Genomic DNA, 21,302 nt, shown 5'->3' with positions numbered 1-21,302 from the left:
GTCGCGGTCACACCGTCCAGCTTGTTGAGCTTGCGCTCGATCCTGTTGGCGCACGACGCGCAGGTCATGCCGCCGATCGAAAGCTCGACCGCGCCGCCCGCGGTGGACGGCTTGTCGCCGGTGATGGAGGTCATCGCTCCTCCTTTCTGGATCATGCCCGGTGTCAGTGGCCGGAGTGAGAGTGTTCGGATTCGTGGTCCGCCGTGACGGAGGGGGCCGCCCCTGAGGGGTGCTCCGCCCGTACGGTGAAGGCGGCGGTGTGCACGGTCCCGTCGTGCTGGAAGTCGAGGAAGAGCCGGTAGTCGCCGCGGCTGGGGACCTCGGCGTAGAAGGTGATGCCTGGGCCGGCGGGGGTGATGCCGTCACCCGGAGCGCCGTCGGGGTGCACGTGGAGGTACGCGAGGTCGCCCGCGCGCAGCGCGACCAGGTGCCCGTAGGCCCCGAGATAGGGCTGCAGGTCGGTGACGGGCTTGCCGTCCCTGCTGATCTGTGCGGTGAGCTTGCTCGCAGCACCCGGTGTGAGGGTGCCGTCAAGCTGGACGGTGTATCCGTCGACAGTCGCCGTACGGCTAGGCGCCGGCAGCGGCCGGGGCGCGTAGTCGCCGGGGGCATACAGGTCGGCGCCGAGGGTCAGGCCTTCCCCGCCCTGCGGCGCGAAGTCGGCGAAGATCCGGTAGGCGCCGGCGTCGGGCAGGGTCAGCGGCACCGACCAGACTCCGTCACCGGCAAGCTCTGGGTGCAGGTGCCGGAAGATGGTCGCATCTCGGCTGACCACGATGAGGTGCAGCTTCTTGTCGTGCTTGGTCTGGTAGGCGGTCACCGGCCGGCCGTCTGGTCCGTTCACCGTGAACCGGAAGTCGGTCTCGGTCCCGGGGGTGATGGTCGTGGCCTGCGGGGTGAGGGTGTAGCCGTTCTGGGACACCTGAAGTCCTCCCGGGACGTGTTCCGTCTCCTTCACGGCCGCCTTCGCGTGCTCCGCGTGGCCGGTCTTCGCGGGTGCCGGTGCGGTGGCGCCGACGGCGCCGCCGATGCCGAACGCTCCTGCGAAGACCACGGCGAGACCGAGAGCGTAGGCACCCAGGGTGAATGACGCCTTCATGACTGTTCCGCCACTTCGTATCCGGCCTCCTCGACGGCGGCCCTGATGCGGGCAGCGTCGAGAGGGCTGCCGCTTTCGACGGTCAGAAGCCCGGTGGCCAGGTCGACCTCGACTCCGGTGACGCCGGGAACCTCACCGACCTCCTCCTTGACGGAGCTGACGCAGTGGCCGCAGGTCATGCCGGTGACGGTGTAGGTGGCGGTGGTCATGACGTTTTCCTTCGGTTGTCGATCGATCAGGAACGGACGAGACGGGCGACGGCGTCGGAGGCTTCCTTGATCTTGGCGTCGGCCTCGGTGCCACCCTTGGCGATGGCCTCGGCGACGCAGTGCGCCATGTGCTCGTCGAGCAGTTCCAGGGCGAACGCCTGGAGTGCTCTGTTGGCGGCCGAGACCTGGGTGAGGATGTCGATGCAGTACTTGTCCTCGTCGACCATCCGCTGCAGTCCGCGGACCTGCCCCTCGATCCGGCGCAACCGCCTGAGGTGGTCTTCCTTGGTCCCCGTGTATCCGGCCATCTCCCCGCCTTGCTCTGCTGAGGTCTGTTGTCTCTATTGAACACTCTACCCCCCTAGGGTATTTCGTGGGCCCGCCGCTTCCAGGGGCGGGCCCACTTACCGTCACTCACACGTGTGCGGATGTCGCATCGGCGTCCACTGCAGGAGACACGGCGGATGCGGGCTTGCGCATCAGCAGCAGGGTCAGCACGGCCCCCGCCGCGGCCACGACGGCCGCGCCGATGAAGGCGGCCTGGAAACCGTCGGTCAGCGCGGCCGGACCGGTCGCTGCGGCCGCTCCCTCGCTGGTGGCGAGCGCGGTCATCACGGCCAGGCCGAGCGCGGAGCCGATCTGGTAGGTGGTGTTGACGATGCCGGAGGCCAGGCCGCTCTCCTCGGGCCGAGCGCCGGACATGGCCGACATCATCGCGGGGATGTAGGCCAGGGACATGCCGACCGCCGCGACCAGCGAGGCGGGCAGCACGTCGGCGACGAAGGTCCCGTCCGGCCGGACCAGGGACAGCCCGGCCACCCCCGCGGCCAGTACGCCGAGCCCGATGACGATCAGCGGCTTGGCGCCGAACCGGCCGAGCAGCCGGGCGGTGATCCCGATCATGAAGATCATGATGGCGATCGTCATCGGGAGCAGGGCCGCTCCGCTGGGGAAGGCGCTGTAGCCGAGGACCTGCTGCAGGTAGAGGTTGAGGAAGTACCACATCGGGATCCAGGCCGCTCCCAGCAGTGCCATCGCCAGGTTGGCGACGGCCAGCCCGGGGGTGCGCCAGATCCCCAGCGGCATGAGCGGCTCCCGGATCACGCGCTGAACGATCAGGAACAGCGCGAGCAGCACGACCGCCCCCGCCAGTTCCAGCAGTGTGGCGGCAGATCCCCAGCCCTGCTCGGGCGCCCGGACGATCGCGAACACGGCCAAGGCGATCCCGGCGGTGACGGCGACCCCGCCGAGCACGTCCACCGACCCGCGCCTGCCGGCAACCGAGGGCAGCAGCGCGGGCACGGCCAGCAGGGTGGCGATGCCGATGGGGATGTAGACGATGAAGACCCACGGCCAGCTCAGATACTCGGTGATGACCCCGCCGAGGAACACCCCGGCGGTGCCGCCGGCCGGGGCCGCCGCGCCGTACAGCGCCATGGCCTTGCCGAGCTCCCGCGGATCGTGCGAGAAGAGCATCATGAGCAGGGTCATCGAGGCCGGAGCGATGAGCGCGCCGCCGACACCCTGCACACCACGGCCGAGGATTTCCACCCAAGGGCTGCTCGCCGCGGCGGCGACGGCCGACCCGGCGATCAGAACGAGCCAGCCCGTGGTGAAGACCCTGCGGGCGCCGAACAGGTCGGACAGACGACCTCCGAGCAGCAGCAGGCCGCCGAAGGCGATGACGTAGGCGTTGAAGACCCACTGCAGCGCGTCCGGGGAGAAACCCAGATCGCGCTGCATGTCGGGTAACGCGACACCGATGATCGAGGTGTCCATGATGACCATGAACTGCGCGGCGGCGAGCACGACCAGTGCCCGCCACCTGCGCGGATTGACGGCGTTCATGCCGCACTCCTGTTCTTCGCATCCGCCGTGATGGGAGGATGCGCCAGAGGGTTGGGTGTGATGCCGAATCGGACCGGCCCCGCAGGTGGGCGTGCATGCCAGTGCACGCCCACCGCCTTCTTCAGGGCGCGACCCGCTAGGACCGGCTCGCCAGCTGGTAGCCGGCCTGCTCCACCGCTGCGCGGATCTCCTCGTCGGTGAACCCCGCGCCGCTGACGGTGACCGCGCCGGTCGGCAGATCGACCACCACGCCGGTGACGCCGCCGACCTTGCCGATCTCCCCGGACACCGACGAGACGCAGTGGCCGCAGGTCATCCCGCTCACCGAATAGACCTTGCCGTCAGCCGCATTCGCCTCAGCGGTCGCCGCGGTCTGAGCCGACTCCGTACCGCACGCGCATGCCGTGCACATATCCGTCCTCCTTCAGTCGCTACCCCTAGGGGGTATGGCAGCGTGACCGTAACATACCCCCGCGGGGTTTGTCTTCCCCGGTCAGCTCCTGAAGAGAGCCGGGCGAGGGCTGTCGGCCGGCACCCACCCCGCCCCGTCATCGCCGTGCAGACGGAGACGTGGTGAAGATCGTCAGCATCAGGACGCGCCCCTTCATGGGCGGCGTACGGCTGGTCTCTTGAACCGTCACCGGAAGGCGTTCTCGTCAGGGGCGTCGTGCCGAGGCGAGGAACAGCGGTATCGCAAGGAAGAGCCGCCCTGTCTTGGCTCGTGCGGCCTGCTCCGCGATCCACATGTCGGCCTGCTCCCGGTCGAGTGCGCCCGGTCGCGCAGGCTCCCTCGGCGATGCCCGACAGCATCGGGCAGCATGGTGGCGTCGGTGAAGATGCCGGTGTGGACCTCTACCGCCACGTCCTCGAACCATCCGGGAGACGATCGCAGCCAGGGAGCCGGCGGAACGGCGCGTCATTCTGCGGCGTCTCGAGAACGATTTGGGGCGGCGCATCGCCCAGGCGGAAGCCTCGCTGGAGCTCATCCGATGTGCGCTGGACTGCGACCATGAGGACTTCACCTCGTGCGCGCACTTCCAAGCCATGGTCACGGAGAGGACCGCGCGGGAGGCGCGACCGTATGTCCCTGTCCGAGTACGCTGATCCGAACCGGAACCTGTTGGTGGGCGGAGATCAGTTCGGGGGGACGATTTTCAACGCCTGCCGAAGCGCTTCCGCCTCCGTAGGGGTCAGCTCGGAGAGGAAGTGGACGAACGCCGCAGCCTGGTTGTTGCTCGTGGCCAGCGCTCCGCGCATCAAACGAGCCGTGTACGCCTCGCGCGAGGCCACAGCCTCGTAACTGTAGGCGCGGCCCTCCAATCGACGGCGCAGCCAGCCCTTGCCGTGCAGGGTGTCCATCACCGTCATCACCGTGGTGTAGGCGATGTCGCGGCTTTTCTGGAGCTCGGTCAGCACCTCGCGTACGGACACGGGCCGGCCGAGAGCCCAGACGCAGTCCATCACCGCTGCCTCGAGCTTGCCGAACTCGCGCACGTCTCCTCCGCCTTCGTCCTTCCTAGGTAAGGTAGTAGATCAGGCCTGGTGCGACAAAGCGTCACCAGTTCCGGGCTCCTGTCGTAGGCGGTGGCGGTCGACCAACCGCTGCCCCCGGGATGCCACGCCGGAATCAGTGGTGTCTCCTCCGGCGCCGACGATCACACTATCCCTGTTCAGCCCCTCAACCGTCGACCTGCTGCCTGATGGCCGAGTCCGCTGCGGAGCGAGGTAGTAGTTCAAGGCGTAGGTGGCAATCGCGCTATCGGATGTCTCCCGATCTCCTGTCCTCCAGACGGCACCATCGCTCGCTTCCTTGCCTACGGTCTCGGCGACGATCGTGATCGAACGTCAGTGCCGATGGCCCGGCACTAGTTCGCCGGAGGCCATCACGATCACTAGTGCGGGTAGTAGTGAGCGCTTGGAAAGGCATAGCCGGGTGATGCGGGGAAGCGCCTGGATCCATGGCTAATGTGTCCACTGTGACTACGGACGGTGTGGCGCGCAGGCTCGCTTCCTTGAGCGGACTGCTCCTGCTTGCCGCCGTCCTGTGCGGCCTGCTCGCCATGCACGGGCTGCAGCCCTCACCAGGACCTCTTCCCACTCCTAACGTCCTGGCCCTGCACTCCGCTCAGAGCGACCATTCGGCGATGCCGATGGCCGGATCCCACGACCGGCACAGCGACGAACCCAGTTCTCCCCACCAGGGCCACGGCGGCGGCCAGGTCTGTCTCGCCCTCCTCCTGGGCGGGTCGGTCCTACTACTTCTCCTCGTCATGGTGGGTGCAGGCCGCTTCGGTGCCTCGCCGATCCGACTGCTCTTGCAGTCGTTCCTCCCTTGCGGGCCCACCGGCCGTCCCAGAGGGCCTACTCTCACGCAACTCTGTGTGATCCGGGTGTAGAAGGCGCACTCGACGGTCTGCCTCGCCGTCGAGCTACAGCGACCTGCATGCACCTACACACGGAGAGTGTTCATCATGAAGCGTCTTGCCATTCCCGCTGCCCTGCTCTCGGCCGGTCTGCTCACCAGTGCCTGCGGCTCCGCGGACACCGCCAGCCACGACATGTCCGCCACGTCGTCGATGTCCGCGATACCTGCCGAATCGCCGGCTCCTGTCACCAGCCCGGCCGCGGACCACAACGACCGGGACATCTGGTTCGCGCAGATGATGATCCCGCACCACCGCCAGGCCCTTGACATGGCGAAGCTGGCCGAGGATCGTGCCGCCGGCAGCAAGGTCAAGGAGCTGGCCAAGCAGATCGAAGCCGCCCAAGATCCCGAGATTCAGATGATGACCGGCTGGCTCGAAAGCTGGGGTGTCCAGGCCCCCGGTGAGGACGGCATGCCGATGGACCATATGGACCACGGCATGCCCGGCATGATGTCCGGCGAGGACATGAAGAAGCTCGAAGGCCTCAAGGGCGCCGCATTCGACAAGGCGTTCCTGACGATGATGATCCAGCACCATGAGGGCGCCATCACCATGGCCAAGGAGGAGCAGGGAGCCGGCGTCTACGAGCCGGCCAAGCAGATGGCCGACTCCATCATCACCAGCCAGTCCGCGGAGATCAGCACCATGAAGAAGCTCCTGCAGTAGTACTCCCGACGGGTGGGCGACGGGTCCCCCGTCGCCCACCCGCTCCCCGAATCCCAGGCGCTAGAAGGTGAGAACTGGGAATGATCGCCGCAATCATCGCCTTGGCCGCATGCGTGTTCCTGCTCGGGCACCTCGCGGGCCCCATGCTGCTGCGCGCGCGATGGTCGGCGGGGTTGCCCGGCACCGCCGTAGCACTGTGGACCGCCGCCCTCGCCGGCACCATGCCGGCCTTGACCGGGCTGACCGCTATCGCACTCGTCTGGCCCTCCGCTCCCGGTCGCCGGCTCGTCGACTGGCTTGCCGACTGCCTGCCGAAGGACGGCCATGCCATATCCCCGGTGGCGGCATTCGCGACGGTCCTGCTTCTCGCGGCGGGGATCACGTCCCTTAGCCTGGCTGTGCCCAGAGTGGTCCGGACCGTGCGGGAACGCCGCGAGCACCGGCAGATGCTCGACGTGGTCGCGGGGGATCTCGCCGGGACACCGGACGTCCGCGTGCTCGAGCACCCCATACCGGTGATCTACTGTCTGCCGGCGAGAGAACGGCCCATCGTCGTGACCACAGGCGCCCTCGACCGGCTCGGCCCGGCCGAGATGGAGGCGGTGCTGGCCCACGAGCGCGCGCACCTGCGGCAGCGGCACCACCTGGTCCTGATGCTGGCCGACGCACTGCGCGCCGCGGTTCTCTGGCTCGGTACGCTACGGCTCGCGCACACCACCCTGCCCGGCCTGCTGGAACTGGCCGCCGACGATCACGCGGCGCACCACCACGGAAGGGCTCCACTCATCGGTGCGCTACAGAAGCTCTCAGTCGCCGACCGTCCCGCGACCGAAAACCAGCGGCGATTTCACTGTGCGGGGGATGGCGGCCGGAGCATGGCCAGCAGTGTCGAGGTCAGCAGGCAGGGAGCGGCATCCTGCGTGACCTGTCCCGCCTCTACTTCGTCGGCTGCGGTGTGGATCAGGCTGAACAGGCTGGTGACCATCCAGTCGATCGGCAGGTCCGTGCGGAAGGCGCCCTCCTCCTGCCCCCGGGCGACGAGCTGTTCGACCCGGTGGCGTACCGGGTCGTGGTGTCGGTTGAGCCGTTCGATTCCCAGCGTGGCCGTCGCGTGAGTGCGCAGCCGCCGGTAGTGGTTGAGCACCTGCCAGGTCGAATCGATCAGGTCCGCCAAGGCTCGGTCCGCTGAGCCGTGGGAGCGGGCCAGGCAGTCGTCCATCGCCTGCTCCGCCTTGCTGATCGCGTGCACGACCAACGCGTCGATCAGGTCCGCCCGGGAGGGGAAGTGCGCGTAGACGGTGACCCGGCCCAGCCCGGCGGCGCGGGCGACGTCGGCCATGCTGACGTTGTCGTTCCTACCGAACAGGTCCAGGGCGGTGGCGAGGATGGTGGCGATGTTGCGCTCGGCGTCGGCCCGGCGGGGCGAGTCGTCCTCGTCCCGCCGCCCGTCCGCCGTACGGGTGTCGCGTGCCGTGACCATGGATGCAGCCTAGGTCCTCAGTGCGCGTGCGGCCCTGCGACGTGATGTGGTCTGCCGCGTGGGACCAGGACCAGGGTGACGAGGACGCCGAGAGCGGCACTGACGGCGCTCACGGTGAAGGCGGTGCCGAAGCCGGTGATCGTGCCGGTCTCGATGCCCGCGGCTGCGACGGTGGAGACGACGGCGACGCCGACCGACCCGCCGACCTCGTGGAAGGTGTTGACCACGCCCGATGCGAGGCCGGCCTCCTGATGGGAGATGTAGCCGAGTGCGGAGGTGGTGGCTGCGACGAACACCGCGCCGAGGCCGGCCGCGGCCACGGCGAAGCCCGGTATCAGGACCGCCCAGACGTCGGCCTCGGCGGACAGGCCGGTGAGAAGCCAGGCGCCGACGGCGGCGAGCGCCAACCCCGCGGCGGCGATCGGACGGCTGCCGGCGCGCCCGATGAGACGACTGCCGACGTGTGCACCGATGCCGGTGGCCACCGCGACGGGCAGGAACATGAGACCGGTGCCAAGGGCGCTGTACCCGCGGGCGTGCTGCAGGTAGACGGAACCGAGGAAGAAGAAGCCGATCAGCAACGCGCTGGCGACCAGCATGAGGAAGGCACCCGCGAGGACGGGACGCCGGGAGAGCATGCGAACGTCCATGAGCGGCGCGCGAACCCGCCTTTCCACGATCGCGAACCCGGCGTACAGCACCAGGGCGGCGATCAGCGGCACGAGCGTCGCCGCACCGCCCCAGCCGGTGTCGCCCGCTTCGACCAGTCCGTAGATGAGGGAGGCGGTCGCCCCGGTGACCAGCAGCGCCCCGAGCAGATCGATCCGACCCCGCTGAGCTTGGCGTGCCGGGGCCGGGACGGTGAACGGCACGGCGACCAGCACTACGACGCCGACGGGGACGTTGATGAAGAACACCCACTCCCAGCCGGGGCCGGCCGTTATCGCGCCGCCCAGGATGACTCCCGCCGCCGATCCGATGCCGCCCAGCGCGGCCCAGACGCCCAGCGCTCTGTTGCGCTCAGCACCGTGGAAGGCGGTCGTGACGATGGACAACGCCGCCGGGGAGAGCAGGGCTGCTCCGACTCCCTGCGCGACACGACCGGCGATCAGCACCGGTCCGCTCGCGGCCAGGCCCGTCCCGAGCGACGCGAGGGTGAAGACGGCGAGACCGGCCAGCAGGGTCCGTCGCGCGCCGAGTGCGTCCGCGAGCCGGCCGCCCAGCAGCATCAGCCCTCCGAAACAGAGGGTGTAGGCGGTGACCACCCACGTGAGCGTTTCGCGGTCCAAGTGCAGGTCGGCGCTCATGCTGGGTAGCGCGACGTTCACGACGGTGACGTCGAGGATCAGCATGAACTGGGCCAGGCACACCAACGCGAGGGCAACCCAGCGGAGCCGGTCAGGTGGGGTCTCGGGATGGGCCCGCACGTCATGCGGATGGCGAGCAGAGACGGGATGGCTCACGAGCGACCTCCGGAAGGGGACGTGAAGGCTGCACGACGAACCCAAGCGCGACAGATAAGTCGTACAACCGTGTACGGGTTAGCGTAGCCCAATAACCCGAACAGCGTTGTACGAGTTCTTGGTGCGGGCGTTTCAGCATGTGCAACATCTACTAGGGTTCCTAGTAGCATCGTCACAAAGACGGTCCCGGGTGCCCGCGAGACGAGGATTGCCATGCTTGCGACCCGGCGTCGCCTCCCTGGCATCGTCGCCCTGCTGGCCATGCTGGTAACCGGCTGCCAAGCCGATCTAGTCGATCGGCCCCAGAGCCAACGAAGTGAATCCATGGATCCGGGGATCGGCCACATCCACGGCCTCGGCGTCGATCCGGCTGACGGCGCGATTCATGTCGCCGGCCACTTCGGCCTCTTCCAGGTCAGGGCGACAGACACCGCCGTGAGAGTGGCCCCACGTTCACTTTCCTGGACGCGCTGGGCAAGGGCCTCGTCATTGGAGTCGCTACCGACGAGACGGTTCGTGTGAGCCAGGACGACGGGAAGCCCTGGAAGACGCAGGGAACTGTCCCCGGCCCCGCGGCTGTCGCCACCTCCGACGGACGCCGTCTCCTCGTTGCAACAGAGGATGGCACGGTCCATCAGTCCAATGACAGTGGCCGGACCTTCTCCGCGGCCTACAGGCCCTTCCGCGCCTGACGGCCCTCGGCGACCGCAAGTCTCATCGGCCCTCACCCTGTCGTCCGACGCCGACTCACGGTTGTCGCTTCGCCCGGTTCCGCTCGCCGTCTTGCCTATACCCCCCAGGGGTATTACCCTCGGACGGGTAACGAGGCCCACCTACTTGTGTCGGAGTAGCCATGACCGAGCAGCACCACCACGACCAGATGGAGCACGGGTACGGCGAGCACCCGCCAACCACGGACCATGCGGCCCATTCGCATCACGGCGTCGACATGAAAGCGTCCTGGCGGACGGCCGCGTCGGCGACGCTGCACTGCCTGACCGGGTGCGCCATCGGCGAAGTGCTGGGCTTGGTGATTTCCACCGCGCTCGGCTGGACCACCGGCCTGTCCGTCGCCTTGGCCGTCGTGCTGGCCTTCTTCTTCGGCTACCTGCTGACCCTGCTGCCTCTCCGTAAGGCTGGAGTGGGCTGGGGCAGCGCGATCAAGCTGGCGCTGGCGGCCGATACCGTTTCCATCATCGTCATGGAGATTGTGGACAACGGCGTCATGCTCGCGGTCCCAGGCGCCATGGACGCTACCCTGGCGTCCGCGCTGTTCTGGGGCACCCTGGCGCTTGCCCTGCTCGTCGCCTTCTTGGTCACCACGCCGATCAACAAGTGGATCATCGGCAAGGGCAAGGGACACGCCGTCGTCCACGCCTACCACCACTGAGCAGCGGTGTGGGCGGCCTGTTCGGTCAGGCCGCCGTGATGGGGGTCCCGTCGCGGCCTTCGCCACTCGGGACGGACGCCGGCTCGGTGCCCGTCATCTGTTGCCCCGGGGGACAGGTGTGCACCGAGGTCGCGCGAAGATCGCCGCCAAGAAATATCAGGGCCGGCGTTCGGTGAGGTCGCCGGTGGCGCGTCGCCAGGCGGCGCCTCGCAGCAGGCGTAGGCCGTTGAGGCCGACGATGACGGTGGAGCCTTCGTGCCCGGCGACGCCGAGCGGCAGTGGCAGGTCGCCGAGCAGGTCCCAGGCCACCAGTACGGCGATGAACATGGCGGCGATGGCGAGGTTGGCGATGACCAGGCGGCGGGCGCGGCGGGCCAGCGCGATCACGGTGGGGACGGCGTCGAGCTCGTCGCGGGTGATGACGGCGTCGGCGGCTTCCAAGGTCAGGTCGGCGCCGGTGTGGCCCATCGCGATGCCGATGTGCGCGGTGGCCAGGGCGGGGGCGTCGTTGACGCCGTCGCCGACCAGCGCCACCCGCGCCCCCTGCTGTTGCAGGCCGCGTACGGCGTCGACCTTGTGCTCGGGCAGCAGGCCGGCGCGGACGTCGGTGATGCCGGTCTGGGCGGCCAGCCGGGTGGCGGCGCGGGGGTTGTCGCCGGTCAGCAGCACCGGTGCGGCGTGGGTGAGGGCGGTCAGGTGGTCCACGACGTCGGCGGCGCCGGGCCGGATGCGGTCGGCCAGGGCCAGCACCGCGGCAGGGTGGCCATCCAGCAGCATCACCACGGCCGTGTGTCCGCCGTCTTCGAGCTCGGCCACCAGGGCCCGGGCCGGCTCGGCATCGGGTTCCCACTCGGGAAGCAGGTGGGCGGGGCTGCCGATCTGGACCAGGTGACCGGCGACATGAGCGCGCACGCCCTGTCCGGGCACTGCCGCAAACCCTGTGGCTGGGGGCAGTGGCAGGCCCTTGTCGTGGGCGGCGGCGGTGACGGCCCGGCCGAGGGGGTGTTCCGAGCCGTCCTCGGCAGCGGCGGCGAGCGTGAGCAGCTCACGTTCGCTGAGGGTGGTGCCGGGCAGGGCGCGGATGTGGGCCAGGTGCGGGCGGCCCTCGGTGAGGGTGCCGGTCTTGTCGAAGGCCACCTGGGTCACGTCGGCGAGCTGTTCCATCACCACCGCGGACTTGACGAGCACGCCGTGGCGGCCCGCGGTGGCGATGGCGGCCAGCAGCGGCGGCATGGTGGCCAGCACCACCGCGCACGGCGAGGCGACGATCATGAAGGTCATCGCCCGCAGCAGGCTGCCCCGCAGGTCCTGGCCCAAGGCCAGGGGAATCACGAACAGCGTGAGGGTGGCGGCGACCATGACCACCGAGTAGCGCTGCTCGACCTTCTCGATGAACAGCTGGGTGCGTGCCTTGGTGGCGCTGGCCTGCTCGACCATGGCCACGATCCGGGCGATGACCGTCTCGCCGGCCGGGCGGCCCACCCGCACGCGCAGCATCCCGGAGCCGTTGACGGTGCCGGCGAACACCTCGTCGCCGGCCTGTTTGTCCACCGGGATGCTCTCGCCGGTGATGGTCGCCTGGTCGACGTCGCCGGCCCCGGCGATCACCTGGCCGTCGGCGCCGATGCGCTCCCCGGGCCTGACCACGATGACGTCGCCGACGGCCAGAGCGGTGGTCTCGACGACCTCCTCCTGTCCCGCCGGATCCAGCCGGGTCGCCTTTTCGGGGGCGAGGTTCAGCAGGGTGCGCACCGAGTCGGCGGTGCGTTTGGTCGCCACCGCCTCCAGCGCCCCTGAGGTGGCGAAGATGACGATCAGCAGCGCGCCGTCGAAGACCTGCCCGATCGCGGCGGCGCCGATCGCCGCGGCGACCATGAGCAGGTCGACGTCCAGTGTCCGCTCGCGCAGTGCCCGTAGCCCGGCCAGCCCTGGCTCCCACCCGCCGGCCGCATAGCAGGTCAGATACAGGGCCCACCACAGCCAGGAGGGCGCCCCGGACAGCTGGCAGACGCCGCCGGCGGCGAACAGAACGGTCGCAGCGATCGCCCAGCGCACCTCGGGCAGTGATCCGGCCCCAGACCGCCACCAGGCCTGCTTACGGCTGGGTGCGGCCACGGCCCGGGGAGTGGGGCGCGTTGTCAGGTCTGTCGTCACCCTGCCAGCTTATATGCGCAGTCATGCAGGTACGCAAATAGCAGGGTTCGGGACTATGCTGGCGGCATGCACACCTCGCTGCCCGACTTCGAAATGCCGAACGAGGAACAGGTGCACTTGGCCGCCGAGTCGTTCCGGCTGCTGTCCGACCCCACCCGCATCAAGATCTTGTGGGCGCTGCTGCAGGGCGAGTCGTCGGTGGCCTGCCTGGCCGAGCTCGCCGGCGCGGCGCCGACCGCGGTCAGCCAGCACCTGGCCAAGCTGCGCCTGGCAGGGCTGGTCAAAGGCCGGCGCGAGGGAACCTTCGTCTACTACAGCGCCGCCGACGAGCACGTGCGCCGTCTGCTTGCCGAGGGCCTGTTCCACGCCGATCACATCGACCGCGGCGAAGACCACGACCAGGAGCCGTCCGGCGCTGCGACACGGCCTGCCCGCGCCGCCTCCTGACACACGCAGCCGGACCGTCCCCGCACTCAGCCTTGGCGGTGCGCGGCGGTGCGGATTCCGCTGTCGGTAAGGCGAAGGTGTGGCCGTGCAGGTGCATGGGATGCCACATCATGGTTCAGTGACGAACTGCAGCCGGACCCGTTCCCCGGGACGGATGGGCAGGACGGTCTTCGGGCCGTACGACCTGCCGTTGATGGCCCAGTTGTAGGCCATCATGCTGCCGGTCAGGGGATGGTCCGATCGACGACCTTCGACGGCAACCTCACACGCTGCGCGGGACGGAACTCGTCATAGCGGATGATCCTGCCCTTCAGCTCTCGCGGACGCGTCGTTGCCTGATAAGGAAGAGGTCCCAGGTTCGAGTCCTGGTAGCCCCACCACGATAAACGCCCCGGAGCGATCAAGCTCCGGGGCGCTTGGCTGCAACGGGTACTGCAACAGACTCACTCGAATAGTCCCGGCACCCTCTTGAGGGCATTCTCGCGGCTCTCGCCGTCCCCGTGCGTGTAGATCTCCATTGGTACCGAGATCCGGCTGTGCCGAGGATTTCCATCGCGTCACGCGGCGCGACGCCGAGCTTCTTGAGCATGGACGCTGCGGTGTGCCGGAGGTCGTGAACCCTGATCGGCCGGAGCTTGTGCGTCTCCATGATCCGGGCGAAGGACCGGGCGAGGTTGCGCGGCTCGATCGGCTTGCCCGATCTGGTGGTGAAGACGAGCCCGGTGTCCGTCCGGCCCTTTCCCGCCTCATCGCGGAGGATCTTCTGGTCCGCTGGATCTCCAACGCCTCCGTACGACGCCGAGGAGTGGCAGCGACCGGTTGCCGGCCCTCGTCTTCACCGGCCCGTGGTGCAGTTCCTTGCCGACCCGGATCGCAGGTCGGGGCCGTAGACGGTTGCGGTGCTGATCGTCTCGCCGCCGTGGCCCTGGCCCGCTCCCCTGACGGGTGGGACGACGGCGACGGGACGATCAGCCAGGGAGAACGCTTGCGGAATCCGCATACGCTCCCCTGTTCGAGGGACAACTGCCACAGCTGAGGGGTGAAGGCGAGCACCTCACGGGGTAGGTGACTCCTGCACGGCATGAGCAAGGACGGGAGGCCGTGCCCATGACGGACGTCGTACAACTTGTGCAGGACTTTTTCGACTCATACAACACCCACGACCTGGATGCCCTTGCGCGTTACTACGCCCCGGACGCGGTCTCGGTGTCACCCGGCGGTGTCGGCGATGGCCGGGACGAGATCATTTCGTATCACGCGCACATCTGGGAAGCGTTCCCCGACGTACACAACGCTACCCAACAGACGATTGCGCAGGATGACGACGTCGCTGCGCTGACCACCGTCAGCGGTACCCACAGCGGCCCTTTCCTGCTACCTGGCGGCGACATAGTCCCGCCTACCGGTCGGCGCGTTCATCTGCAATGCTGCTGGATCTTCGCGCTGGAGGCAGGCTTGATCGTCACCCACCGCCTTTACTGGGATCAACTGCAGGCATATGCCCAGCTTGGGCTACTGCCCCCTTAGCCGCGGACGTCTGCCGTACTGCAACGGCTACTGCAACAGGGGCACACGACGGCTCACGTCCACGACCGTCCAGCACTGATCAGGCGCAGGGCGCGATCCCGTGATCACGGCGTGGACAGTCCTGATAAGGAAGAGGTCCCAGGTTCAAGTCCTGGTAGCCCCACCACGATAAACGCCCCGAAGCGATCAAGCTCCGGGGCGCTTTGCTGCAACGGCTACTGCAACAGACTCACTCGAATAGTCCCGGCACCCTCTTGAGGGCATTCTCGCGGCTCTCGCCGTCCCCGTGCGTGTAGATCTCCATCGTCACCGAGATCTGGCTGTGCCGAGGATTTCCATCGCGTCACGCGGCGCGACGCCGAGCTTCTTGAGCAAGGACGCTGCGGTGTGCCGGAGGTCGTGAACCCTGATCGGCCGGAGCTTGTGCGTCTCCACGATCCGGGCGAAGGACCGGGCGAGGTTGCGCGGCTCGATCGGCTTGCGGCACTGTCGAGAAGAACGATCTTACAAAGATGCCGACTCGCGAAAGCGGGCTGCGGCCGCTAGCTTCCGGTCACGCGTTCCAGGCGACCGGAAGGCTCTTCACCCCGTAGATGTCCGCGATTTCCGGGCGCAGGTCGACCTTCTCCGCCGGTACGGCCAGGCGCAGCGTGGGGAAGCGGTTGATCAGCGCGGGGATCGCGACGCGCATCTCGACGCGGGCCAGCTGCGCGCCCAGGCACTGGTGGATGCCGTGGCCGAAGGCCAGGTGCCCGCCGTCCTGCCTACGAAGGTCGAGCACATGGGGATCGGTGAAGCGCTCGGGGTCGCGGTTGGCGGTGTTGTAGGACAGGATGACGGTCGTGCCGGCCTCGACGATCTGGCCGCCCAGCTCGACGTCCTCCAGCGCCGTCCTCATGAACGTCTTGGCGACGCTCAGATATCGCAGCAGCTCCTCCACGGCCCCATCGGTGAGCGCGGGATCGGCGCGCCATGCGGCCAGTTGCTCCGGATGGCGCAGGAGCGCGAAGGTACCCAGCGCCAGCATGTTCGCGGTGGTGTCGAACCCGGCCGACAGCAGGATCAGGGCGACCCCCTTCAGCTCCTCATCGGTCAGATCACTGTCGGCGAGTTCGCTGAGCACGTCGTCGGTGGGCTCGGCGCGCTTGGCGGCCACCAGCTCGGCGAGGTAGTCCTGGGTCGCGGCGTAAGCCGCGAACAGTTCCTCGTCGCCGGCCTCCCCGCCGAGGAACTTGTCGATGTGTTCCTGAAACGAGCCCCGATCCTCGTACGGCACGCCCAGCAGCTCACAGATGATGACGGAGGGGATGGGCTTGGCGAACGCGGTCACCAGGTCCGACGGCGGCCCGGCCTTCTCCATGGCGTCGAGGTGCTCGGCGGTGACCTGCTCGACGCGCTCGGTGAGCTGCCGCATCCGTCGTACGGTGAACCTGCCCACCAGCGGTTTGCGGTAGCGGCTGTGCTGCGGATCGTCCATCAGCAGGAACTCGCCGGGCGGCGCCGGAGGGACCTCGATGTCGCCGTAGTCGACCATCGGGTGGTGACGCATCAGCTCCCTGCGTGAGCTGAACCGCGAGTCGGCGAGAACCGACCGGACCAGGTCGTATCCGGTGACCAGCCAGCCCTGGTGACCGTCGGGGAAGGGGAAGCGACTGATCGGGCCGTGCTCCCGGGCCTGGATCAGCTCCTCGGGCGGGTCGAAGGGACAGCCGGGCCGACGCGCTGTTGGCATCGTCGTGACGGTGTGCAGGGACATGGCCTTTCTCCTTGTTTCGTCGATCATGGGCGTTCGTGTAGCTCGAATGTCGTGCTGCAATGAATGGCGGCGAGGTCAGTACGGGCGGTATGCCGATCCCTGTCGGTGGCATGGATCGCCGTGGCCGCGGTATCGCGGCGATATCAGCGCCTGCTTCATCGGGTACGTCCGCTCCGGCCCGCAATCCGACGGTGAGAACGATCACGTTGCCGGGCTCAGCGACGCCTGCTTGGAAGCCGATCGCCACTCATGGGCAAGAGTCAGCGGCTGCCGCATGTGCTCCGGTTAGTCCGTTCACAGCCCGGGGCTCATCTCGCGTAGATATCTCCTGGCGTACCGCGAACGGTGACGCGAGCGAGCCGAGGACATGCCTTTCTTGTCCATGGCCCGACCGATACGGCCTAGGAGATCTTGCGGTGGTAGGTGCGCATGGCGAAGGCGTAGGCGACGACAAGGATGCCGACGCACCAGGCCAGGGCGGTCCAGATGTCGGTTCCGACAGGCTGCTGGGTGAACAGGTTGCGGATGGCGTTGACGACGGAGGTCACCGGCTGGTGCTCGGCGAAGGCGCGCACCGGGCCGGGCATGGTGTCGGTGGGAACGAAGGCCGAGCTGAGGAACGGCAGGAAGATGAGCGGGTAGGAGAACGCGCTCGCGCCTTCCATGGTCTTGGCCGAGAGGCCGGGGATCACGGCGATCCACGTCAGCGCCAGGGTGAACAGGATCAGGATGCCGGCGACCGCGAGCCATGCCGTCGCCCCCGCCGTAGAGCGGAAGCCCATGAGCAGGGCGACGAGCACGACGACCACGAGTGAGATCAGATTGGCGACCAGTGAGGTCAGGACGTGCGCCCACAGCACCGACGACCGCGCGGTCGGCATGGACTGGAACCGCTCGAAGATGCCGCCCTTCATGTCCATGAACAGCCGGTACGCGGTGTAGGCGATGCCCGAGGCAACCGTGATGAGCAGGATGCCGGGCAGCATGTAGTTCACGTACGAATCCGACCCTGTTTTGATCGCGCCGCCGAACACGTAGACGAACATCAGCATCATGGCGATCGGCATGATCGCGGTCGTGATGATGGTGTCCGGGCTGCGCGTGATGTGGCGCAGGGATCGTCCCAGCAGGACGACGGTGTCGCCCAGGAAATGCTTGCTCATCGTTGTTCCCTACGCGTCCGTTCCGGCGTTGCGGTCATAGTCGTTTTGCCGTTGTCGCCGATGAGGGCGAGGAAGACGTCCTCCAGAGTCGGCTGCTTTTCGACGTATTGGACCTTGGCGGGTGGTAGCAGCCGCTTGAGCTCGGCGAGGGTGCCGTTGACGATGATCCGGCCCTCGTGGAGGATCGCGATTCGGTCGGCGAGGTGTTCGGCCTCGTCCAGGTACTGCGTGGTGAGCAGCACCGTCGTGCCTCGGTCGGCGAGCTCCCTGACGGCTTGCCACACGTCGACGCGCGCCTGGGGGTCGAGCCCGGTCGTCGGCTCGTCGAGGAAGATGACCGGCGGGTCGCCGATGAGGCTCATCGCGATGTCGAGGCGGCGGCGCATGCCACCCGAATACGTCGCCACCTTCCGTGCGGCCGCCTCCGTCAGGGAGAAACGCTCCAGCAGGTCGTCGGCGATCTTGCCGGGATTCCTGAGGTGGCGTAACCGGGCGACGAGCACCAGGTTCTCCCGCCCGCTGAGGATCTCGTCGACGGCGGCGAACTGCCCGGTGAGGCTGATCGACTCCCGCACCTTCGCCGCCTGCATTGCGACGTCGAAGCCGTTGACGCGTGCCGTGCCCGCGTCGGCCTTGAGTAGCGTGGACAGGATTTTCACGGCCGTGGTCTTGCCCGCCCCGTTGGAGCCGAGCAGGGCGAAGATGCTGCCTCGCGCCACGTCGAAGTCCACGCCGCGCAGCACCCGCAGTTGCTTGTACGACTTCTCCAGGCCCTGCACCTGGATCGCCGGGGCTTGCTGTGTCGTCATCACGTGGTCCTGCCTTGTCTTCCGGGCTCTTCGCCGGCGGCGCGTTCGACGGCGCTGATGAGGCGGTTCCGCACCCGGCGTCTCCACTGTCCGAGCGGGTAGTTGGCCGCGAACGCCTCCACGAACTCCACGGGGTCGTCCCCGAAGAGGTCGCGGATCGGGGTTCCGTCCGCCGCGCTCTGTTCGAACAGATCGGCCAGGTCCTCGTACATCGCCATCGCGCCGGCGCCGTCCGCCGGCCCGAGGAGCATCAGGTAGCGCTCCATCGCCTCGGCCGCCGTGCGGTAGTTCTCGGGAAGCTGCTTGATGCGCGCCTTGTACTGCCGGTAGCGCCGCTTGTCCTCCAGCGGCCCGGTGACCTTCTCCAGGTAGTGCAGATAGCGGCTTTTCGACTCGTCCGGCTCTGTGGCCATGTCTACTTACCTCCTTCGCGGAGCTGTTCGAGCCTCTCGGCGAGGAAGCTCCAGGTCCTCCAGAACTCTTCGAGGTACTCCCGTCCCTGGGTGTTCAGGGAGTACACCTTGCGCGGCGGTCCCTTCTCGGACGGGACCTTCTCCACGTCGACCAGGCCGCGTTGCTCGACCCGGACCAGCAGCGCGTAGATGGTGCCCTCGGCGATGTCCGAGAAGCCCTGGTCCCGTAGCCATGACGTGATCTCGTACCCGTACGCGGGCCGGCGGGACAGGATCGCCAGGACGATGCCCTCCAGCGTTCCCTTGAGCATCTCGGTCGCCTGCTTGCCCATGGAGACGCCCCTCTTCAGCTACTTGGTCTCGCTAGGTACCAGTACACAGTAACGCTGACTACCGGTACATAGCAACACCGAATAGTGAGAGGGAGGCGACCTGATCACTAGCTGAGCGAGACCGCCACCATCCCTTCGGCAGGAGACGGGCTGCGTCAACCGGCGCGAAGATGTCGACCGTCGGCTTCGCTGCCGCGGAGGCGGCGGGGTACCGGCACCCACGAGCGCAACCGCGAGTGCCGGAATCGCTGACGTCACCTGGCGTCCACCATGGCCGAACACGCTGATACCGCGCCTTCGCCGTCCTGACACGGCTGCTGATACGACATCGCAGACGACTTGATCGCCGTCGAAACCTCCGCTGGCCTGCCGCGCCGCCCAGCGCGGCTTCCGTCGCCAGTCCCACGGCGGCGCCGCTGACGGCAAGTCGCGTAGAAGGCCGAACGGCTACAGGTACGACGCGACTGGCGCAACTGCCGTATGCGGCCCGACCTGCATTCCGCGACCGCAGCAGGTTAGGTGATCACTCGACTGTGGCGTCAGGAACCAAACCGAGGACCCGGAGAATGTCAAACGTAGGAATGCGGTACGTCTCGCCAGCCTGGATCACCGGACAGGGGAACTCGCCGCGCTTGACGAGGCGGTAGACGGTGTTGCGGCTGAGGCCAAGGGCACGGGCAGCGGTCAGCGTCAACCGCCGTCGCCGTTGGAGCATCGGGGTAGGCGAAGGACAAGGCGCGCTCCGTGGGCGCTGTCCTCGACGGTCAGCGTCCCGCCGTGGCTTTCCGCGGTCTGCCGGGCGATCGACAGGCCGAGGCCGGTGCCGCCCGCGGCGCGGCTGCGTGCGGTGTCAAGCCGGGCGAACCGCTGGAAGACCACCTCGCGCTTGTCCGGCGGGATACCGGGACCGTCATCCAGGACCTCCAGAACGGCAGACCCCGCCAAGTGGGCGTCGTTCGTGGACCCCGGTTCGGTGCGGACGATCAGGGAAATCGTGCTGGTGGCGTGCCGTTCGGCATTGTCCAGCAGGCTGGTCAGCAGGCGGGCGAGTCGGAGGTTGTCACCGAGGACGCACACATCTGTCTGCAGGCTTGTAACGATCTTCTTCGTCGAGGGGCGCCGTACCAGTTCCTGGGAGACCAGTGCTGTCAGGTCGATGTGACGCCGGCCTGACTGCGGCATGGCGTCGAGCCGGGACAGCGTCAGCAGGTCCGTCGTGATCGCCTGTAACCGATCGACGCTGGGGATCAGCGAATGGGCCAGGGTGAGCACCTCGTCATCGGCGGAGGCGAGGAGGGCGTCCTCCACCTGCGCGCGCATCGCGGCGATGGGCGTACGCAACTCATGGGACGCGTCGGTGGTGAACCTGCGCTGTTGTTCCATGGCCTGTTCGAGCCGCTCCAGGGTGCCGTTCACGGTGAGGGCCAGCATGTGAATCTCGTCCCGGTTGGGCGGGATGGGCACCCTGCCTGTCGGGTGCGTGGCTTGGATCTCGCCGAGCTTGGTGCAGATGGTGTAGACCGGGCGCAGCGTCTTGCCCAGCAGCCGGTAGCACAGGAAGGTCAGGGCGCAGGTCAGGGTGAGCGCGCCGCCGAAGACCACCGCGGCGACAGCCGGGCGTACGTACAGGGGTACGGCGGGGGCGATGGCGTAGACCGTCAGGGGGGCGTGCCCGCTGCGGAAGGCCGGGACGGCCACGACGAGATGACAGCCCCAGATGGCCGGGCCGTGGTTGCACACCGTCGTGGCGATCGGTCCTTGCGTATTCGCCGCAGGGTGGAGGGAGACGATGGCCGGCTGGCCCCAAAGGCCGTGCGTCGCCTCGATCACTCGTCCCTGCTGGTCCACCACCTGGAGATGCCGGGCAGGCGGGCGTGGTGCAAGAGAGTATGTGGTTCCGGCAGAGACGGCGTAGGCGACAGGGTCGGCCACCGCCACCAGCCCAGCCACCAGGTATTCCGTGGTCAGGCTCCGGATGGCCATGAGGATGCCTATCGCCGACAGCAAGGAGAGCAGCGCCGAGACGGCTCCCCCAGCGAGCGTCAAACGTGCTCTTATAGACCAAGAGTGTAGAAAGCCCACATATGCCCCCAGAACTCTCAAGTATCCAGCAGTGCGGG

24 protein-coding genes and 1 pseudogene are annotated in these 21,302 nt (G+C 68.0%); 6 read left to right on the top strand and 19 right to left on the bottom strand.

The window, feature by feature from the left end:
• From ACWEQG_RS36955 to ACWEQG_RS36925, 7 genes are all read right to left on the bottom strand, one after another.
• Positions 1 to 134, bottom strand: a 134-nt coding sequence (locus ACWEQG_RS36955) for a cation transporter (RefSeq protein WP_452292060.1), incomplete at its 3' end; no start/stop codon positions are given.
• Between the two features lie 29 nt (positions 135 to 163).
• On the bottom strand, positions 164 to 1,099 hold the full coding sequence (locus tag ACWEQG_RS36950; RefSeq protein WP_452292050.1) for a hypothetical protein: 936 nt from the start codon (positions 1,097 to 1,099) through the stop codon (positions 164 to 166).
• Positions 1,096 to 1,308 (bottom strand): heavy-metal-associated domain-containing protein, encoded by a 213-nt coding sequence (locus tag ACWEQG_RS36945; RefSeq protein WP_452292048.1) that lies wholly within the window; start codon positions 1,306 to 1,308, stop codon positions 1,096 to 1,098. The genes ACWEQG_RS36950 and ACWEQG_RS36945 overlap by 4 nt, the downstream gene beginning before the upstream one ends.
• A gap of 26 nt (positions 1,309 to 1,334) precedes the next feature.
• Complete coding sequence (locus ACWEQG_RS36940; RefSeq protein WP_452292046.1) at positions 1,335 to 1,616, bottom strand: metal-sensitive transcriptional regulator; 282 nt, start codon at positions 1,614 to 1,616, stop codon at positions 1,335 to 1,337.
• A 106-nt stretch (positions 1,617 to 1,722) separates the two neighbouring features.
• Positions 1,723 to 3,156 carry an MFS transporter gene (locus tag ACWEQG_RS36935; RefSeq protein WP_452292045.1) on the bottom strand — a complete coding sequence of 478 codons (1,434 nt, stop codon included), beginning with the start codon at positions 3,154 to 3,156 and terminating at the stop codon, positions 1,723 to 1,725.
• A gap of 136 nt (positions 3,157 to 3,292) precedes the next feature.
• Positions 3,293 to 3,472, bottom strand: coding sequence for a heavy-metal-associated domain-containing protein (locus ACWEQG_RS36930; protein WP_452292059.1), 180 nt, complete (start codon positions 3,470 to 3,472; stop codon positions 3,293 to 3,295).
• A gap of 818 nt (positions 3,473 to 4,290) precedes the next feature.
• Positions 4,291 to 4,650: a BlaI/MecI/CopY family transcriptional regulator gene (locus ACWEQG_RS36925; protein WP_452292043.1), complete on the bottom strand. Its 360-nt coding sequence runs from the start codon at positions 4,648 to 4,650 to the stop codon at positions 4,291 to 4,293.
• Between the two features lie 464 nt (positions 4,651 to 5,114).
• Here ACWEQG_RS36925 and ACWEQG_RS36920 point away from each other — a divergent pair, with 464 nt between their 5' ends.
• The 3 genes and pseudogenes from ACWEQG_RS36920 to ACWEQG_RS36910 all read left to right on the top strand — a co-directional run.
• Positions 5,115 to 5,552, top strand: coding sequence for a DUF6153 family protein (locus ACWEQG_RS36920; protein WP_452292041.1), 438 nt, complete (start codon positions 5,115 to 5,117; stop codon positions 5,550 to 5,552).
• 75 nt (positions 5,553 to 5,627) lie between these two features.
• Complete coding sequence (locus tag ACWEQG_RS36915; RefSeq protein ID WP_452292057.1) at positions 5,628 to 6,248, top strand: DUF305 domain-containing protein; 621 nt, start codon at positions 5,628 to 5,630, stop codon at positions 6,246 to 6,248.
• Positions 6,249 to 6,328: 80 nt separating this feature from the next.
• Positions 6,329 to 6,943: pseudogene (locus ACWEQG_RS36910) on the top strand (M56 family metallopeptidase); the annotation flags it as partial.
• 152 nt (positions 6,944 to 7,095) lie between these two features.
• On the opposite strand, the gene ACWEQG_RS36905 reads toward ACWEQG_RS36910, so the two are convergent.
• Both ACWEQG_RS36905 and ACWEQG_RS36900 read right to left on the bottom strand, forming a co-directional pair.
• The gene (locus ACWEQG_RS36905) at positions 7,096 to 7,728 is read right to left on the bottom strand and encodes a TetR/AcrR family transcriptional regulator (protein ID WP_452292039.1); all 633 of its coding nucleotides are present in this window, start codon (positions 7,726 to 7,728) and stop codon (positions 7,096 to 7,098) included.
• A 17-nt stretch (positions 7,729 to 7,745) separates the two neighbouring features.
• Positions 7,746 to 9,098 carry an MFS transporter gene (locus tag ACWEQG_RS36900; RefSeq protein WP_452292037.1) on the bottom strand — a complete coding sequence of 451 codons (1,353 nt, stop codon included), beginning with the start codon at positions 9,096 to 9,098 and terminating at the stop codon, positions 7,746 to 7,748.
• Positions 9,099 to 10,044: 946 nt separating this feature from the next.
• Between ACWEQG_RS36900 and ACWEQG_RS36895 the strand changes: the two genes are divergently transcribed.
• Positions 10,045 to 10,581: a DUF4396 domain-containing protein gene (locus tag ACWEQG_RS36895; protein WP_452292036.1), complete on the top strand. Its 537-nt coding sequence runs from the start codon at positions 10,045 to 10,047 to the stop codon at positions 10,579 to 10,581.
• 156 nt (positions 10,582 to 10,737) lie between these two features.
• On the opposite strand, the gene ACWEQG_RS36890 is transcribed toward ACWEQG_RS36895, so the two are convergent.
• Positions 10,738 to 12,735 (bottom strand): heavy metal translocating P-type ATPase, encoded by a 1,998-nt coding sequence (locus ACWEQG_RS36890; RefSeq protein WP_452292034.1) that lies wholly within the window; start codon positions 12,733 to 12,735, stop codon positions 10,738 to 10,740.
• A gap of 66 nt (positions 12,736 to 12,801) precedes the next feature.
• On the opposite strand from ACWEQG_RS36890, the gene ACWEQG_RS36885 reads away from it, so the two are divergent.
• The gene (locus ACWEQG_RS36885) at positions 12,802 to 13,182 is read left to right on the top strand and encodes an ArsR/SmtB family transcription factor (RefSeq protein WP_452292033.1); all 381 of its coding nucleotides are present in this window, start codon (positions 12,802 to 12,804) and stop codon (positions 13,180 to 13,182) included.
• A gap of 400 nt (positions 13,183 to 13,582) precedes the next feature.
• Here the strand turns inward: ACWEQG_RS36885 and ACWEQG_RS36880 are convergent, their stop codons facing one another.
• Positions 13,583 to 13,942, bottom strand: a complete 360-nt coding sequence (locus ACWEQG_RS36880; protein WP_452292055.1) for a tyrosine-type recombinase/integrase — start codon at positions 13,940 to 13,942, stop codon at positions 13,583 to 13,585.
• A 347-nt stretch (positions 13,943 to 14,289) separates the two neighbouring features.
• Here ACWEQG_RS36880 and ACWEQG_RS36875 point away from each other — a divergent pair, with 347 nt between their 5' ends.
• Positions 14,290 to 14,709 (top strand): ester cyclase, encoded by a 420-nt coding sequence (locus ACWEQG_RS36875; RefSeq protein WP_452292031.1) that lies wholly within the window; start codon positions 14,290 to 14,292, stop codon positions 14,707 to 14,709.
• A 306-nt stretch (positions 14,710 to 15,015) separates the two neighbouring features.
• Here the strand turns inward: ACWEQG_RS36875 and ACWEQG_RS36870 are convergent, their stop codons facing one another.
• The 8 genes from ACWEQG_RS36870 to ACWEQG_RS36835 form a co-directional block, all read right to left on the bottom strand.
• Complete coding sequence (locus tag ACWEQG_RS36870; protein ID WP_452292054.1) at positions 15,016 to 15,183, bottom strand: hypothetical protein; 168 nt, start codon at positions 15,181 to 15,183, stop codon at positions 15,016 to 15,018.
• Positions 15,184 to 15,262: 79 nt separating this feature from the next.
• A complete protein-coding gene (locus ACWEQG_RS36865) occupies positions 15,263 to 16,441 on the bottom strand; it encodes a cytochrome P450 (RefSeq protein ID WP_452292029.1) in 1,179 nt (392 codons plus the stop codon).
• A gap of 425 nt (positions 16,442 to 16,866) precedes the next feature.
• On the bottom strand, positions 16,867 to 17,628 hold the full coding sequence (locus ACWEQG_RS36860; RefSeq protein WP_452292027.1) for an ABC transporter permease: 762 nt from the start codon (positions 17,626 to 17,628) through the stop codon (positions 16,867 to 16,869).
• The gene (locus ACWEQG_RS36855) at positions 17,625 to 18,437 is read right to left on the bottom strand and encodes an ABC transporter ATP-binding protein (protein WP_452292026.1); all 813 of its coding nucleotides are present in this window, start codon (positions 18,435 to 18,437) and stop codon (positions 17,625 to 17,627) included. Before ACWEQG_RS36855 ends, ACWEQG_RS36860 begins: the two co-directional genes overlap by 4 nt.
• The gene (locus tag ACWEQG_RS36850) at positions 18,437 to 18,850 is read right to left on the bottom strand and encodes a DUF1048 domain-containing protein (RefSeq protein WP_452292024.1); all 414 of its coding nucleotides are present in this window, start codon (positions 18,848 to 18,850) and stop codon (positions 18,437 to 18,439) included. The genes ACWEQG_RS36855 and ACWEQG_RS36850 overlap by 1 nt, the downstream gene beginning before the upstream one ends.
• Before the next feature lie 2 nt (positions 18,851 to 18,852).
• Positions 18,853 to 19,182 carry a PadR family transcriptional regulator gene (locus ACWEQG_RS36845; protein ID WP_452292022.1) on the bottom strand — a complete coding sequence of 110 codons (330 nt, stop codon included), beginning with the start codon at positions 19,180 to 19,182 and terminating at the stop codon, positions 18,853 to 18,855.
• Between the two features lie 523 nt (positions 19,183 to 19,705).
• Positions 19,706 to 19,897, bottom strand: a complete 192-nt coding sequence (locus ACWEQG_RS36840) for a helix-turn-helix transcriptional regulator (RefSeq protein WP_452292020.1) — start codon at positions 19,895 to 19,897, stop codon at positions 19,706 to 19,708.
• Positions 19,873 to 21,228 carry a sensor histidine kinase gene (locus ACWEQG_RS36835; protein WP_452292018.1) on the bottom strand — a complete coding sequence of 452 codons (1,356 nt, stop codon included), beginning with the start codon at positions 21,226 to 21,228 and terminating at the stop codon, positions 19,873 to 19,875. The genes ACWEQG_RS36840 and ACWEQG_RS36835 overlap by 25 nt, the downstream gene beginning before the upstream one ends.
• Between the last annotated feature and the right edge of the window lie 74 nt (positions 21,229 to 21,302).

The sequence above is a fragment of the Microbispora sp. NPDC004025 genome, assembly GCF_053604425.1.
This window is presented reverse-complemented; position numbering and strand designations above follow the sequence as displayed.